Source organism: Methanocorpusculum petauri, from assembly GCF_026891975.1.
Classification (GTDB): domain Archaea; phylum Halobacteriota; class Methanomicrobia; order Methanomicrobiales; family Methanocorpusculaceae; genus Methanocorpusculum; species Methanocorpusculum petauri.
The window spans coordinates 14163-29698 of sequence record NZ_JAPTGB010000009.1 but is presented as its reverse complement, the minus strand read 5'-3'; the positions used below and the strand labels follow the sequence as shown (position 1 = coordinate 29698).

At 52.5% G+C, this 15536-nt stretch carries 14 protein-coding genes and 1 tRNA gene; 8 read left to right on the top strand and 7 right to left on the bottom strand.

Annotation, left to right across the window (positions count from 1 at the left end; genetic code table 11):
* The first annotated feature begins 142 nt into the window (after positions 1-142).
* Positions 143-688: a hypothetical protein gene (locus tag O0S10_RS05075; protein WP_268924819.1), complete on the top strand. Its 546-nt coding sequence runs from the start codon at positions 143-145 to the stop codon at positions 686-688.
* 4 nt (positions 689-692) lie between these two features.
* Positions 693-932, top strand: a complete 240-nt coding sequence (locus O0S10_RS05070) for a hypothetical protein (protein ID WP_268924818.1) — start codon at positions 693-695, stop codon at positions 930-932.
* Positions 933-1117: 185 nt separating this feature from the next.
* On the opposite strand, the gene O0S10_RS05065 is transcribed toward O0S10_RS05070, so the two are convergent.
* The 5 genes from O0S10_RS05065 to lonB form a co-directional block, all read right to left on the bottom strand.
* Positions 1118-1948: a hypothetical protein gene (locus O0S10_RS05065; protein WP_268924817.1), complete on the bottom strand. Its 831-nt coding sequence runs from the start codon at positions 1946-1948 to the stop codon at positions 1118-1120.
* A 170-nt stretch (positions 1949-2118) separates the two neighbouring features.
* Positions 2119-2409, bottom strand: coding sequence for a ribbon-helix-helix domain-containing protein (locus O0S10_RS05060; RefSeq protein WP_268924816.1), 291 nt, complete (start codon positions 2407-2409; stop codon positions 2119-2121).
* A gap of 101 nt (positions 2410-2510) precedes the next feature.
* Positions 2511-3803, bottom strand: a complete 1293-nt coding sequence (locus tag O0S10_RS05055) for a TldD/PmbA family protein (protein ID WP_268924815.1) — start codon at positions 3801-3803, stop codon at positions 2511-2513.
* Complete coding sequence (locus O0S10_RS05050; protein ID WP_268924814.1) at positions 3796-5133, bottom strand: TldD/PmbA family protein; 1338 nt, start codon at positions 5131-5133, stop codon at positions 3796-3798. The genes O0S10_RS05055 and O0S10_RS05050 overlap by 8 nt, the downstream gene beginning before the upstream one ends.
* A gap of 96 nt (positions 5134-5229) precedes the next feature.
* On the bottom strand, positions 5230-7251 hold the full coding sequence (gene lonB, locus O0S10_RS05045; RefSeq protein ID WP_268924813.1) for an ATP-dependent protease LonB: 2022 nt from the start codon (positions 7249-7251) through the stop codon (positions 5230-5232).
* A gap of 95 nt (positions 7252-7346) precedes the next feature.
* On the opposite strand from lonB, the gene O0S10_RS05040 reads away from it, so the two are divergent.
* From O0S10_RS05040 to O0S10_RS05015, 6 genes are all read left to right on the top strand, one after another.
* The gene (locus O0S10_RS05040) at positions 7347-8192 is read left to right on the top strand and encodes a ribose-phosphate diphosphokinase (RefSeq protein WP_268924812.1); all 846 of its coding nucleotides are present in this window, start codon (positions 7347-7349) and stop codon (positions 8190-8192) included.
* 5 nt (positions 8193-8197) lie between these two features.
* Positions 8198-8677, top strand: a complete 480-nt coding sequence (locus tag O0S10_RS05035; RefSeq protein WP_268924811.1) for an NOB1 family endonuclease — start codon at positions 8198-8200, stop codon at positions 8675-8677.
* Positions 8678-8841: 164 nt separating this feature from the next.
* Positions 8842-9438 (top strand): orotate phosphoribosyltransferase-like protein, encoded by a 597-nt coding sequence (locus O0S10_RS05030; RefSeq protein ID WP_268924810.1) that lies wholly within the window; start codon positions 8842-8844, stop codon positions 9436-9438.
* A 79-nt stretch (positions 9439-9517) separates the two neighbouring features.
* Positions 9518-11104 carry a thermosome subunit alpha gene (thsA, locus tag O0S10_RS05025; RefSeq protein ID WP_268924809.1) on the top strand — a complete coding sequence of 529 codons (1587 nt, stop codon included), beginning with the start codon at positions 9518-9520 and terminating at the stop codon, positions 11102-11104.
* 130 nt (positions 11105-11234) lie between these two features.
* Positions 11235-11318: transfer RNA gene (locus O0S10_RS05020), tRNA-Ser, on the top strand.
* A 228-nt stretch (positions 11319-11546) separates the two neighbouring features.
* A complete protein-coding gene (locus tag O0S10_RS05015; protein WP_268924808.1) occupies positions 11547-11810 on the top strand; it encodes a hypothetical protein in 264 nt (87 codons plus the stop codon).
* Positions 11811-12012: 202 nt separating this feature from the next.
* On the opposite strand, the gene O0S10_RS05010 is transcribed toward O0S10_RS05015, so the two are convergent.
* Positions 12013-14709 (bottom strand): DEAD/DEAH box helicase, encoded by a 2697-nt coding sequence (locus O0S10_RS05010; RefSeq protein WP_338148557.1) that lies wholly within the window; start codon positions 14707-14709, stop codon positions 12013-12015.
* Positions 14710-15510 carry a DUF7839 domain-containing protein gene (locus tag O0S10_RS05005; protein ID WP_268924807.1) on the bottom strand — a complete coding sequence of 267 codons (801 nt, stop codon included), beginning with the start codon at positions 15508-15510 and terminating at the stop codon, positions 14710-14712. It abuts the gene before it with no gap.
* Between the last annotated feature and the right edge of the window lie 26 nt (positions 15511-15536).

The following is a 15536-nucleotide window of genomic DNA, read 5'->3' as shown; positions in this document are numbered from 1 at the left end:
GTGATTCAGTCCCCTAAATAGACCTGAGAACCCCAAAACAAACAATAAAAGACATAAGATGAACTCATCAGTATGAATACGATTATATTTACAAACGGAAAAGATAGTATTGCATTTGATATCCGGAGTGAGTGAAAGTATCATGAATCAGAAAATTACCATTCTTCTCGGCATCCTCTTTCTGCTGACTGCAGTGTTTGCCGTAGTCCCTGCAGCAGCACAGGACAATGGAACGATTGGAGATGTTTCCAGTGCAGTTTCAAACGGACCCGGGGAGGAAGGTCATGCACTGGTATTCATCTCCCCCGAGTATTTCACCTTAATTGTTGTACTGCTGATCCTTCTCATCATCCTTCTCCTTCTTGCAATTGTGTATATGATCAGTACCCTGATCCCGCGGCTTACCGCGATGAAGAACACAGGAATACACCTGCAGATCTCAGAAACTGCAAAACAGCAGATCGACCGCCTCATGAAACAGGAAGGGGCAACCAACAGAACCAAATTCATCCAGAGCCTGATCATTGAAGAACTCAGCCGCAGCCACAGTGCATATGCAGAGCAGGAATCCATCCGTGAGGCGGTCTCAGCATATGTTGATTCCCCCGAAGCTCAGGACCGGTTCCGCAGGTTTGTTGCGGAAAGTCTGCTGGATGAAGATAGATCACAACAGGAACAGAGGGACTAAGATCATGGCAGAAGAAATCATACTCAACATCTCGCAGGAAACACTGAAACTGATCGAGAACAAAATGGACGAGGAAGGAATCTCCAACCGCAACATCTTCCTTGCCGAACTTCTGACCCGCGCGCTCACACGACATCTATCCACTCATGCCTGGGAAACGGTCATCGAACGCATCATCGCAGACAGCATGGACGAGGAAGAAGGAACAATTCTGATCTACTCCTCAGACGCAGACGAAAACTAATTTTTTATTTTTTGGGAGGGATGCAGCCCATAAATATTTTTATTGACAACGAATGGTCGTTATTGATCAAATCTCAGTCTCCGAATCGCAAGTCCTGCGTTCAGTACTTTTTTGTGAAAGACAGGACTTCAGGAACAAAACCCTTTGTTGGAAAAAAATATTTTTTGAAAAACTACTCACCAGGGTTATGGTGAGAGCATCTGAATATTTACAACAATCTGATTTCCGGTAACCTTCACAAGATATTTCCCGGGACTGAGAAGCTTCAGTTCCTTTTCCACCTCGCTGCTGTAACCGCGTGCATACCCGTCCTGCTTCACAATAATACCGTTGTCCTCATACAGAAGTTTCTTCTCGGCAAGTTTCTCCTTTCCTCCCGCAGCAGACACCGCTGTATCATAGGCATCGGCATCATCATAGATGCGGATAATATCAACCTTAAACCATGCATTCGGATCAATAACATCCGTTGACTTCACCACATATCTGGACTCCACCTGCGATCGGGTCTCATATTTTCCGGTGGACGGATTCCATACCTCATACCGGACAGTATTCGACGACGTTGAATCCTTCGCGACATAGGACTTCTTCACCGTACCCGGATTGAAGGAGAAGTACACAATAAACGGAACGTGATCGATATTCACCTCAAACATCCGCGACGTTGCGGTATTATACATCATGGTGTCATCCATGTGCACAAAATAAGCCGCCGCGGTTGAAGACACCGTCGGAACAGCAGTCACGGGAGTCGCTGCCGATGTCGGTGTTACGACCTCGTTGATCTGCGAAGAAATAGGAACAGTTTCCCAGGTAGGAGTTGCTGCGGGTGTTGATGACTCGGTCGCATCAGGGCTCGCAATATCGGATGTTGCAGTTGGAACAGGCGTAGAAGACGGATCAAACGGCAGATTCACATTAGAACCCATTCCAATTGTGCCGGTCATATAGCCGATAACAACCACTACCAGAACTACCGCAAGAAGTACTGGGAGAATACGGGTTGTCAACATATGATTCTATTTTGCACATCACAGAATAAGAGGCTTTGCTAAAACAGATGTTACACTTACATGCACACGCTCCTCGCGGGCCGGACCCTAATCAATGACAAACCGGTAATTACCAAGAACAAATGCCGCTACAACACCCTAAATACAGAAAGGAAAGATTATAAAAAAGACTACTCCCTGGGAAGCAGAAGAAGCTTGATCTGCGACTCAAGAGAAGAAATTTTTGATTCCAGAATCTGATTTTTATTGTTGAGCAGTAGAACCTCGCTCTGCAGGACAGCAACCTCATCCTTTACCTGTTTGATATCCCTGTGCTGAAAGAAAAACCGAAGCGCAGCCGTAATCGCATCTGACGTGTTATTATATTCACCGCTTTCGACTGCATTATGCAGGAGTACCTCGATATCCACTGGGAGTTTGTATGAAGTAGGTTTTTTGCACAAACGCTTTGGTGCGGGCATTATTAATCATATGGAACTTAATCTAATATGATTATTCGCATTTCCGGGCAAGTATGAATAAGAATCACGAAAGAAAATATTAAAAAAAAGAAGTGGAGGAATCAGCCGATTACCTGCATGGAAGGAATGCGCATCTTAGGAACGACCGCACCGTCGAAAACCTTTGTTTCAGTACTGATACCGTCAATCTGCTGCAGCATCTCAAACACATTTCCGGCGATCATCGCCTTTTTCACCGGCTGCACAAACTCTCCCCCTTCCATCAGAAAGGCGTTTGCAACTTCCACCGAAAACTCTCCTGTCAGGGGATTCGCCGTGTGGGCGCCGATAACCTCACGAACAAACAGACACGGTTCTCTGGTAACATCAGAGATGTCACCCGATACCCGCAGACAGTGCGGAGAGATGTAGGTCGCCCCGTTTCCACCGCGAAGCGCATGACCAGTGGATGCCGTGTTTGCCTGGGCAGCGGTCTTGCAGTCATAGAGGAAAGAAGAGAGCACACCATTCTCAAGAATATCGCAGCGGGAAGCAGGCGTTCCCTCAGTATCAAATCTTCGCATGCTGTTTCCCTGGGGATCCATCGGCACATCCGCAATGGAGATGGAAGAGTCTGCAACAGTTTCGCCGAGTTTTCCGGCGAAAACGGATTTGCCGGTCAGAACATTTCTTCCGTTCACCGCTTCCGTAACCAGCTCCAGAATCAGTGAATCAACCACATGCTCCGACAGAACAACATCGCGCCGTCCGGTCGGAACCGCAACACCATCGCGGGATGCGGTTGCCCAGAATGCAGTTTTTTCACCCATTTTCTCGGGATCAAGGCGGGAAAGGAACGGTGAGGTGTCATACTCATAGCCGGTCGAACCGTCCGCAATCGCGTCAAGACCGAGAGAAATGCCGGTCATATTCCGCTCATACCAGACGCCGTGGCTGTTTGCAAGTATCGAGGAGCCTTTCGAAAGAGAAACGCCTGCCGTAACCACGCGGGCTTCGGGATGCGCACCCGCACCATCGTTCATCCGTGCAAGAAGGGAAGCCGCCATATCCGGATCGATTGAAAGATGCGGATCAAACGGATCATCTCCTGCGGGAAGGACTGCCGGATCCGGCAGTCCTTTCCATCCCTCAACAGGCTCTGCAAGCCTCGCGGAGGAAACAGCAGCCGCAAGACAGTCCTCCCAGCGGGTCGGATCCGAAGTTGCAGACACACCGATCCTGCCGCCGGAGACAGTCCGGATGTAGATGGAAGTTCCCGCATGTTCAGAGACTGCGGCAACCGCCATATTCCGCTGTTCCAGAGAGAGATCTTCGAACGTGAGAACAAGCACCTCGGTTTCATCGGCGAGCTTTTCACCCGCGCGAAGAACTGCATCAATAGAAAACTCAGGCATTTCCGGAACCTCCTACCATTGCTTCGGTCAGATACACGTGCGGCGCACCATCCGAGACGGGCACAGCCTGGCCTTTGCCGCACATGCCCGATGACATTTTCCGTTCACTGCCGCAGAGGGCAATATTGTGAAGAACAGACAAGATATCACCCGAAAGGGAAACATCGCGAATCATCGTGGTTGTCTCGCCGTTTTCGATCCGGTAGCCGTACTTCGCATTAAACTGAAACGCACCGCGTCCCGGATCCACCTGTCCGCCGCGGGAACCGATGAGAAGAACACCTGATTTACACTCGGCAATGATCTCATCGTAGGAGGCGTCACCCTCTTTGATGTAAGTGTTGCTCATGCGGACCAGCGGCGGCATTCCCGGCTCCGCTCTGGCATGTCCGGCATCGCCGGTCTCTGCTCCGACCGCAGCAAGAGTCTCGCGCGAGTGCATGTAGGCATGCATGACGCCGTCCTTGATCAGTTCGGTCGGCCCGCAGACGACACCTTCAGCGTCGAACGGCTCGTAGCCATAGCCGTGCATCGATGGATCATCGATGATAGTCACCAGCGGTGAGCCGACCTGCGTCCCGAGTTTTCCCGCAAGAACCGAAACACCGTCACGGACAGCGTCGCCCTCGCTTGCGTGACCGACTGCTTCATGCGCAAAGACCCCGCCAATGGCAGGATCCAGCACCGCAGGCATCCTTCCGCCGGAAACGGCGGATGCGTCCAGCAGCTCTGTGGCGCGCTTCGCACACATTTCCCCATACCCGAGATACGCCGAAAGATTCAGCGGGCCGACAACCGCTTCCTGTTCATAATCCATCTGCATATTTCCGCTCCTGGCGGCGACCGCGGAGATGGTAAAGAGTGTCCGGCAGACTGAGGAGTTTGCAGTGTAGCCGTTGCAGTCCTCAAACCAGACATCCTGATACTGTTCCGAATACCGTGCGGACGTACTGCAGATCTCAGGGAGTTTCGCTCCGGCCTCCATCTTCAGCAGAAGATCGGCTTTTTCCTCAATCGGCACAGCGGCCTGTTCCGTAGCGGAACAGGCCCAGCTGTGGGGAGTGCCGGAGGGAACATCAGCAATCTCTGCCGAAACGTTTGCAAGTTTTGCGGCGCGGGCGGCACGAGCAATATACTCCTGTTTTGCGCGGGTATCGTCGGGATCAAACGGTGAAGCGCAGTAGTAACCCCAGCCTTTCTCACCGAGAACACGGATAAGTGCTTTACCGAAAAAGTTTGAACCGGCCGACTCCACATCACCGTTCTCCACAGTAATGGTCGTGGAGTTTCCGCGGATATACCGGATATCATAGTAGCGTATCGGATCCATTGATGGTATTGGATTGGCGAGAGAAGGATAACTGATTTTGGAAACGGTGAATTCACGTGGTCCGCGTTTTAATATGAATACAACCAAAAAAAAAGATTATGCCTCTGCCTTCTCAGTGGCTTCAGGCATCTTCGGAATTTCCATGTGCTTGCCGATAAGTCCGAGTTTCTTTTCAAACGCTTCCTTATCCTGCGGGACAAGAGCGTACTCCAGAACCTCCTCAATTCTCGTAACCGGGATGATCGTAACCATCTCCTTGTACCGCTCCTCAATCAGCACATCATCCAGATTCGACTGCGGGATAATAATCGTGTGGATGCCTGCCTTTGCAGCAGCCTCAATCTTATAGGTCACACCACCGATCGGAAGCACATCCCCCCGCACCGAAAGCGAGCCTGTCATCGCCACATCCTGCCGGACCGGAATATCCTCAAGAGCGCTGATAACCGCAGTCGCCACCGTAACCGATGCCGAGTCACCCTCAACACCATTGTAGGTTCCGATGAACTGCACGTGAATATCCACCTTGCGGATATCGGTTCCGGAGAACTTCTTGATCAGAGCGCTCACGTTCTTAATAGACTCCTGCGCAATCTCCTTCAGAAGACCGGTTGCAATAACCGCGCCGGCACCCTGTGACGGCGTGACCTCTGCAGTGATCGGCAGAACCGATCCCGCATCGTTACCGACAACCGCAAGACCGTTCACGCGGCCGACAAGCGTTCCGGAAACGATCGTCAGATCATAATCACGGGTTCTTCTGATGTACTCATCCGAGATCTGATCTTCAACGGAACGGGCAATCTGTTTTGCATCCACCACATGCTTCATAGTGGTTGCAGGATCTCCTGCCTGCCGGGCAAGATCTCCTGCAACACGCACCAGACCGCCGAGGTCACGGAGTTTCAGCGTGAGATGTCCCTTGCGGCCGGACCGGCGGCGTGCCTCGCGGAGAATTTCGGAGACCGCAGACGGATCGAAGTGCGGAATCTTTCCATCGTTCTGCACTTCCTGTGCAACAAAGCGGACAAGACGTGCACGGTTTGTCGGCGTATCGTCCATCGTCTCGCTCATGTACACCTCGTAACCGTATCCGCGGATACGGCTGCGGAGTGCCGGGTGCATACCCTGCATTGCGTCCAGATTCCCTGCAGCAATCATAATGAACCGGCAGGGAACCGGTTCGGTTCGGACCATTGCACCGGACGACCTGTCGCTCTGACCGGTGATCGGGAACTCTCCCTCCTGCAGCGCAGTCAGCAGACTCTGCTGCGAGGAAAGTTCCAGCGTATTGATCTCATCGATGAAGAGCACCCCTTTGTGGGCGCGGTGGATTGCTCCCGCCTCCACACGATCATGAGCCGGCGTCTCAAGACCTCCCGACTGGAATGGATCATGGCGGACATCGCCAAGCAGTGCTCCTGCGTGAGAACCCGTACCGTCAACAAATGGTGCTTTAGAATCCGGTTTGTTCGAGACAATCAGTTTTGGCACCATCGCCTCGTCCCGCGGCATCATGCTCTTGAAGAGGAAGAGCACCATGATGACCACCAAGAGTCCCATAATCAGCTGACCACTGAAGATAGAGAACACAATCACGCCAAGGAGGATCACCATCAAAAGCGTGTTCCGGGAAGATGCACGCTTGCGTGCCTCGGCACGATGGGCCGCAACGATCTCCTTGCCGCGTCCTGCCGGAACCACGCGGATGATCGGGTTGTTATTGTCCTCGGGGTTCGGATAGGTCAGAATGTCCTGCATCTCCTCTTTGGGCAGGAGCTCGGACATTGCCTTGGCAAGCATCGACTTTCCCGTACCGGGACTGCCGATCATCATTACATGGCGGCGCTGGGTAGCTGCTTTCTTGATTACCTCCACCGCATGCTCCTGACCGATCACCTGATCTATCAGGGAAGGAGGAATCGCAATATCAGCGGTTGTATCAAACTGTATCCCACCGAAAAACTCCGGATCGAAACTATCCGATGCGTATGTCCTCGGGACGGCAGGCACTTCCCGCGCAGGAGTTTCCGACTCCTGTACTCCGGGGCTGATAACCGGCGCAGTCCCCAAATCCGCGCCGCCAGCATGTCCTGTCGCACTATCTGTATCATCCATAGTTTATTTCCTTACTCGCCTACTCGAGAGTGTTAATATTGTGCTTGATGATGGTTTAAGTAGTTTCAGTAAAAGATAGAAGAAGGAGAGTACTGATGAAAGTTATCTATACCGAAAAAAGTCAGCTGCTGGCCGCACGGGTGGCCCGTCACCTCGGATGCAGAATCTCCGAGGTTAAATACAACACTTTCCCCGACGGAGAGCAGTATGTGCGGGTGATGGACCTTGACGATGATATGGTCATCGTTGCAAGCACGGTGGATTCCCAGTCGGTTCTTCAGGCAATTCTGATGCTGGATGCCTGCGAGGGGAAGAACACAACACTGGTTCTTCCCTACATGGGCTATGCCCGGCAGGACAAGAGATTCAATGAAGGAGAACCGATCAGTGCCCGTGCACTTGCACGTGTTCTTTCCGAAGGAGCAGAGCAGATCTTTACCGTAAACATTCACGACCCCTCCGTTCTCGGACACTTCAAGTGTCCGGCCGAGAACCTCACCATCGCGCAGGAGATCGGCAAGTACATCCGGACGATGAACCTCGAAGACCCGCTGGTGCTTGCACCCGATGACGGTGCATGGGAGTTTGCAAAAGGTGTTGCATCCGTCGGCGGGTGGGACTGCGACCATCTCGACAAAACGCGGTTGTCCGGATCCGAAGTGAAGATGGCGCCCAAACATCTGGATGCAAAAGGACGCGACTGTATCATTGTCGATGACATCATCGCAACCGGCGGCTCAATGGCAACAGCAGCAGGCATGTTGAAAGAGCAGGGAGCGACGTCCGTCCGTGCCGCAGGTGTGCACGGCGTGTTTGCAAGCGGCGGTTATGTGAAGCTGATGCAGGCAGGACTTGCAGACATCGCATCCTCTGATACCATTGAGCGTGCGTGCAGCAGAATCACAGCGTCAACGGTCATTGCGGACGCCGTCCGCCGATAACTTTCATGCGCTATATTCTGGATGCATCCTTTTTTTTCGGGGAGTATCCGTTTTCCGGAGAGTTTGCAACAACACCGCAGGTGGCAACAGAACTCAGAGATGTAACCTCGAAGATGCGGTTTGAGGTGATGCAGAGCAGGGGACTCAACATCTGCGAGGCAGATGCTGCCGCAACAGACCGGGTTCGCGAGGCTGCAAAACGATCCGGAGATCTGCGGGTGCTTTCGGAGACGGACGTCTCGGTGATTGCTCTGGCTCTCTATCTTGCAGGAACGGTCGTTTCGGATGATTTTGCTGTGCAAAACGTCTGCCGCCACCTGAAGATTCCGGTACAGAACATGATGCAGAAGAAAGCGAGGCGCCGTGTCTGGAAAAGCATCTGCAGCGGGTGCGGGGCAGAGATTCCGGCGGGCGAAACAGAATGTCCGATCTGTGGATCGCCGCCAGTGAGTCGCGGCACGGAAAACAAGAGCAGAAAGAAATAAAATTCGGACACGATATACCACGAAATGGTGTCGGTGGTTTTTTCTGGAAAAGGTGGATGGATTCATGATGAATGCGGTCTTGCATGTGGTTGCGCAAAATGAGACCGGAAAACACTATCAAAAACCCAAAAGTAATAATTCCCAAGACCCGAATATTTTACTATATGTCTTCCCTTGAAGAGCTTATGGCAAAAGCAAAAGACCTTCGTGCAGACGGCCACTCAGCCGGCCAGATCGCCGACGAACTGAGTCTCTCCGTGGACACGGTCACCTGGCTTTTGACACAGAGCAAAACAAACATGGCAGTCCCCAAAGACGTGCACATCGACTGGACGGTCGTCAGCTCCGACGCAACACTTCTTGGCGGCATCGCATCCATGCTGTCCGCCAGATTCGATGCCGCTACCGGCGGAGAGGAGGAGGTTGACGCAATTGTCGGCATCTCCATATCCGGTGTGCCGCTTGCAACCCTGATCGCCGCAGAAGAGGGACTCAACCTCTCCGTCTATCACCCTTCCAAACACAACACCGACTCCGGTACCGGATGCATCTCCGGAAATTTCAGCAAAATCAGTGGAAAACGCTGCATTCTCGTCGATGATGTCATTACATCGGGAAACACCCTGACCGAACTGGTCGCATACCTGCGCAGGCACAATGCAACGCCGGTTGCGATTCTGGTCATCTTCGATAAGCGCGGCATGACCGAAGTAGACGGAGTACCGGTGTACTCGCTGTTCTCTATCCGGCTTATCGACTGAGGGAAGAACCCAATACACATATTTTATATAGAAGTTCAATTCCATTTTTATCACACGAGTACAGGAGATAATAGATTTTATGTCAAGCAGATCAGGACAACCTGTCGTTATTTTACGGGACAACGTTGAGCGCGTGCCTGGACAGGAGGCGCTCCGCTCCAATATCATGGCAGCAAAGGTTCTTGGAAACACCGTTCGGACAACTCTTGGTCCCCGCGGTATGGACAAAATGCTGGTTACACAAGGAAGTGACGACATCGTCATCACCAACGACGGCGCAACCATCCTTCACCAGATTCACGTCCAGCACCCGGGTGCAAAACTCGTCGTTGAGGTCGCCGAGACCCAGGACGATGAATGCGGCGATGGAACCACGACCGCGGTCGTAATGGTCGGCTCCTTCATGGAACAGGCCGAAAACCTCATCGACACCGGTGTCCACCCGTCGGTAATCGCAAAAGGCTACAACCTTGGTATGATGAAGGCGCTTGAGCTTCTCGATGACCTTGCAATCGCAGTCACCCCGAAGGACAAGGCAATGCTCAAACAGATCGCAAAGACGGCAATGACCGGTAAATCCATTGAGATGATCATAGACAAAGCCTGTGATGTTGTCGTTGAAGCGGTCAGTAACGTCGCGGTTACAACCGGCAAGAAGACAATTGTCAACGAGGACGACATCCTTGTCAAAACCAAACGCAGCGAGACGATGGATGCCGAGATGATCAAAGGCGTCTTAATCGACAAAACCAGACTTGACGCGCTGATGCCGAAGAAGATCAAAGGCGTAAAGGCTGCATTCATTGCAAACCCGCTTGAGATCACCAAAACCCAGACGAAATCGAAGATCAAGATCACCTCCCACGAACAGCTTGAGGCATTCTCCGTTGCAGAACGCGAAACACTCCGTGCAATGGCCGAAAAGTTTGTCGAGAACGGAGTGAATGTAGTCCTGTGCCAGAAAGGTATTGCCGATCCGGTTCAGTACTACCTTGCCGAGAACGGTATCTACGCACTTGAGTTTGTTGCAGAAAAGGATCTGAAGTATGCCGCAAAAGCACTCGGCGGACAGATTGTCAACAAGCCCGAAGACCTTACCCCCGAAGTAATCGGAACTGCCGGCAACCTTGAGATGCTCGAAGACATTGAGATGACCAAACTCTCCGGCTGCAAGAACCCGCAGGCAGTAACCATTCTTCTGCGCGGTTCTTCCCAGCATCTGGTGGATGAGCTTGAGCGTGCAATTGAGGATGCAACCCGCGTGGTTCAGGATGTTATCGAAGACGGCGCGTATCTGATAGGCGGCGGATCAGTTGAGACCGAGCTTGCCCTGCGCCTCCGCGAATACGCAGCAACCGAAGGCGGTCGTGTTCAGCTTGCAATCGAGGGATATGCAAAAGCATTTGAGATCATCCCCAAGACACTTGCAGAGAACTCCGGCTTTGACACTGTGGACAAGGTCATTGATCTTCGTCAGGCACACGCAACCGGCGAAAAGTATGCAGGTCTGAATGTGTTCACCGGAAAAATTGTAGACATGAAGTCCGAAGGTGTTGTGGAGCCAAAACGCGTCAAACGTCAGGCAATCCAGAGTGCATCCGAGACGGCAATGCTGCTGATCCGTGTGGATGACATGATGATCAGCAAAAGCGCCGGTCAGATGTAATACCAAAAAACACTATCTTTTTTAGACGACAGGTCTACATGTATAGGCAGTAAGGTGTAGCGGGAGATCATGTTTTGCTCTCATCAGCTTAGATCTGGTCGCGCATACTGTTTTAGCGGCAAACGAATGTGCCGAGGTAGTCTAGTCCGGAAGGGCGGTGGCCTCGAAAGCCTCTGGTGGTAACACCTCGGGAGTTCAAATCTCCCCCTCGGCGTTTTTATTTTACAAAATATTTAAAATACTTTGAGATCAGAGAATGTTTTTGTTTCACTGCGCATATATGTCGAAGAAGAATTCGACGAAATAATATTCTAAACAGAGGAGGTCTTTGTAAAATTATGCGCAAAACACGACACTAGTGTTTATATAGTAGGACAATATATTTTGAATTACTAAACAGCATAGCTGCCAACAACCCCAATACAGAATGGAGAAAGAGAACATGGACTCATATACGATCCGAAAAATCGACGCGCGAAGGTTTACGGTAACCGTGACGAGCCCGGGCAAACAGTCATGGCGGACACTGGACTCCGCAGGACTTGCAGTGATGGATGAAAAACGCGCGTCGTGCAACGGCGGGCAGTGCTACTCCTGGACGGTCCAGGCGAGACGACCCGGCATTTATGAACTGAGAATGATCCAGCAGAGTGACGACGGGGCATACCGCAAAGTAGTGATCCCGATCATCGCGGAAACTTCCTGACTCGCAGCGGAAAGTTTCAGACGAATTTTTTTCTGGAAAATGGGGGCGGGTTAGTTTTTAGTGTGTGGATTTACTTAGGACAGTCACGGAACACACAAAAATTTTCGTTGTATTCAGGAATCATTCCAAGTAAGGTCATACCCACCACCTAACCCACTTCCTTTGTTTCAAAAAAATCATGCAAAAAAGATTAAAAAAATATTCACGGTATTTTCTTTTTTACCACACCAGAAGGCTGACGTTCGGCCGGAGCGTCCGCATCAATCTCCACCGTGATACCGATGAGATAGGCATTCATCCGATCAATCGCCTCGCGGTTCCGGGTATCAGCCGACGCCGCACGCTGGTAACAGGAATAAGCTGTGTCCCGATCCCCGCGGAGATCATACACCTTGCCCAGTTCCGTCAGAGCACGGCTGTCAGACGGATGATCCGCAACATAACTGCCGAGAATCTTCAGTGCATCATCATACTTGCCGGCACGGCGCTGATCAATACCCGCTTCAATCGCATCCCATTCATCGTTCTTCTTCCGTTTGGGTGCAGGAATAAACGATGCAGCTTCACGTTTCTTGCGCTCAATCCGATCCTCAAGTTCCTTGCTCGCACGGCGGGGAACCTTTGCCTCAGACACGCCTTCATCACGTCCGCGCCGGAGTTTTCGTTCCGGCTCGGACTTGCCGGAGCGGGATTTGCGATCACTCTCGTGTTCACGCTTGGCCGCAACCACCGCAGACTTCCGCTCAGCTACCCAGGCCGGAGGAGCATCGCTGCGCGGCTTCTTCTCGGACGACGGAGCAGACGAGGACTTCTTACCGGCCATCCAGTCAGACTCCTTCTTCTCGGTCACTCTGCGATCGGCACGCCGCTTCTCCTTATCGCGCTCCTCCTCGGAACACTCAATCTCTGCGATCAGCTCCAGAGGATCCTCCATCACCCGGACAAGCCGATCAATCTCAAGCAGCTTTTCCATCCCGATGAACTGCTCAGCCATCACCCGCCCCATCGGGGAAAGCTCCAGCACGCCGCCGTTCTTGCGAACAAGCTTGTGCCGCAGAAGATCCGGCAGCGGATCCTCACCGCATCCCACCATACTCCCGCCTACTTTCACAATATCCACCTCACGGCCGCGGCACACAATCGCGTTTGCCGCAAACTCCTCCGATGTTTCCTCAATCTCGTACACCGGGGCAACCTCCTCCATATCACCTTTCAGCAGACGAATGGCAACCTCTTCCTCAGTCAGTTTCGTATCGCGCGAATAGGACGCACCCGGTTCTGCAAGAATGACCACGCGACCGAGATCATGGAAATCAGGCCGGCCGGCACGCCCCATCATCTGATGAAACTCCTGCACCGTCAGCCAGTTGATGCCCATCGCAAGCGCATCGAAGATAACCTGCGATGCAGGGAAGTCAACACCTGCGGCAAGTGCCGCAGTTGTCACGACGCAGGCAAGCTTCCCGTCCTCAAACTGCTTCTCAACCGCCCGCCGTTCCTGCGAGGTGAGACCAGCATGATACGGCGCGGCAAGTTTACCGATCGCATCCGCCACCGTGTGACAGCGGGTGCGTGCGTTCGTGAAGATGATGCTCTGACCGCGGTATCCCTTTGACGAGGTCTTGTTGTACTCCTCGAAAACAAGTTTCTTGATGTAGGGGACTTTGGCATCCTTCTCGGTAAAGATAAGATGACGCTCAAGCGCGACCGGTCGGTCGGCATACGAAACCAGCGTTGCACCGAGTTTCTTGGCAAGCAGATGCGGGGATCCGATCGTTGCCGAAAGATACAGAAACTGCGCTTTCGGTGCAACATACTTCAGCCGGGCAATAAGACCATCAAGACGATGACCGCGTTCCGGATCCTCAAGCATCTGCACCTCGTCAATGACGACCGTACCAATGTTGTGAAGGCCCGTACCCTTGCGGAGAAGATTGTCGACACCCTCATACGTTCCGACCACAATGCCGCCGCCCGAACCGCGGTTGCCGACGGGTCGGGTCTCCGGCAGATTGACACGGGAGACACCGGTCATCACCGAGGTGGTTGCAACATTTTCATATTTTTTGGAGAAGCGATCGTACTTCTGATTCGCCAGAGCAACCAGCGGCACGAGGAAGAGCATGCGGCCGCGTTTCTCCAGATAATTTTTCAGGCCGGCCATCTCACCGATGAATGTTTTTCCCGAAGCGGTTGCCGCAACCACCAGAAGATCCTTTCCAAACAAAAGACCAGCCTCAACGGCACGCTGCTGGGCAGGCATGAGTGTCTCAACCCCGCAGACATCTACAAACTCACGGGGCAGCGGCAGATTTTCAATTCGTTCCGTCGGCGTCTGCTCGTGCGCTTCAAGCCGGTCGAACATGGTTTTCTTCGTGTCAAGTGACTCAGGCTGAAGGATCGCAAGCACCATGTCAAGATCGCGGTACTCCTCCAGCAGATCCTCAATGTGGTTCTGGGTTCGTTTGCCAAGCCGCTTGATGTGAGCAAGTTCGCGGCGAAGCTCGCGCTTCGCACAGTCCAGACAGACAAACTCCTGTCCGCATTTGATGCGGGTGGCTTCTGACAGCGGCGTAAGCCGGTCGTCAAACATACAGGTACGGCAGAGCGTCACCTTTTCCCAGGGGATCTGCATACTTCGCAGAAAGTCCTGAAACTCCGGCAGCGTCTCGGTCAGCTGCACCATACCGTTCGCCCGGAGGACTGTGATCAGTTCCTTGGTCGGGGTTTTTTGGGCATGGGAGGTTCCGGGTCGCCGCACGAAGAACTCTGAGGGGCGAATGCCTTTGGAGGTCTCCTCCAACTCGACGGTTCCGACGTGTTTTATTTTTCCATTCTTTGAATCATCACAAAAATAGACTTTGTACCCTTTTTTATAGGGCTGGACAACGGTTACCACTTATTGACTCACCAGTTCATGTATCGTATAGGAAAGGCCTGCGGTCTCAAGCCTTTTGAGGAAATCCGTGAACTCTTCGTCCACGATGAGGATCAGACAGTGCATGCCGTGGAATGCTGCTTCAATGACTCCTTCCCGCGCACCGAAGAACATATCGGGATTGACCTTGGCGTTTTTCAGTGCGAGATATGCTTCCAGACCGACGGCTCCGATGACATCCGCCTTCTTCACCAGAGGATGAAGTTTGTCCGGGGAAATCATTTTGGATCCGCCACGTTCGATCCTCGGTACTTTGGCAACGTCCACTTTACCTTCGGTGTGGTCGATGATGCCCGCAAGACGGGCAACACCGACATCTGCTCCGCAGACGGCGTCCGCAATTACCATGCCCATTGCAGTCTGCGGCTGGCGGCCTGCATACAGCCAGCCGCCCTTCATATAGACACCGACAGAGTCACCGGTCTTGAGATCGGAATCAGCAATCGCAGCCCAGGTTGCGACCTGATGGATGATGTCTCGGCGGACATGACGGGCATAGGATTCAAGAACCTCAGCGTTGTTTAAAACCCACTCAACGCCTTTGTGCGTGACATAGTAACGTCCGCGTCCCTCAGCACTGATGAAGCCGTCATCGGCAAGATCGCGGACGTATTCAGAGATCGCCTGCGGGGTGACGCCGAGTTTTTCGGCAATCTCCTGCTGGCGGATGGAGGGCTGGTGTTCCGCGACTTCTACGAGGACCTGAAAACGTGTGGTCTCACGCTTGCTTCTGAGTATATTGGATAAGGGATCGTCGGGCATAGTTTCTTCCTGGTTTCTGGTGCAGA

Excerpts from the sequence above, each read along its gene's own strand:
- O0S10_RS05065 (WP_268924817.1), bottom strand. The coding sequence starts at position 1,948 with ATGTTGACAACCCGTATTCTCCCAGTACTTCTTGCGGTAGTTCTGGTA.
- O0S10_RS05055 (WP_268924815.1), bottom strand. The coding sequence starts at position 3,803 with ATGCCTGAGTTTTCTATTGATGCAGTTCTTCGCGCGGGTGAAAAGCTC.
- O0S10_RS05030 (WP_268924810.1), top strand. The coding sequence starts at position 8,842 with ATGTCTTCCCTTGAAGAGCTTATGGCAAAAGCAAAAGACCTTCGTGCA.
- lonB (WP_268924813.1), bottom strand. The coding sequence starts at position 7,251 with ATGGATGATACAGATAGTGCGACAGGACATGCTGGCGGCGCGGATTTG.
- O0S10_RS05050 (WP_268924814.1), bottom strand. The coding sequence starts at position 5,133 with ATGGATCCGATACGCTACTATGATATCCGGTATATCCGCGGAAACTCC.
- thsA (WP_268924809.1), top strand. The coding sequence starts at position 9,518 with ATGTCAAGCAGATCAGGACAACCTGTCGTTATTTTACGGGACAACGTT.
- O0S10_RS05075 (WP_268924819.1), top strand. The coding sequence starts at position 143 with ATGAATCAGAAAATTACCATTCTTCTCGGCATCCTCTTTCTGCTGACT.
- O0S10_RS05005 (WP_268924807.1), bottom strand. The coding sequence starts at position 15,510 with ATGCCCGACGATCCCTTATCCAATATACTCAGAAGCAAGCGTGAGACC.
- O0S10_RS05040 (WP_268924812.1), top strand. The coding sequence starts at position 7,347 with ATGAAAGTTATCTATACCGAAAAAAGTCAGCTGCTGGCCGCACGGGTG.
- O0S10_RS05070 (WP_268924818.1), top strand. The coding sequence starts at position 693 with ATGGCAGAAGAAATCATACTCAACATCTCGCAGGAAACACTGAAACTG.
- O0S10_RS05015 (WP_268924808.1), top strand. The coding sequence starts at position 11,547 with ATGGACTCATATACGATCCGAAAAATCGACGCGCGAAGGTTTACGGTA.
- O0S10_RS05035 (WP_268924811.1), top strand. The coding sequence starts at position 8,198 with ATGCGCTATATTCTGGATGCATCCTTTTTTTTCGGGGAGTATCCGTTT.
- O0S10_RS05060 (WP_268924816.1), bottom strand. The coding sequence starts at position 2,409 with ATGCCCGCACCAAAGCGTTTGTGCAAAAAACCTACTTCATACAAACTC.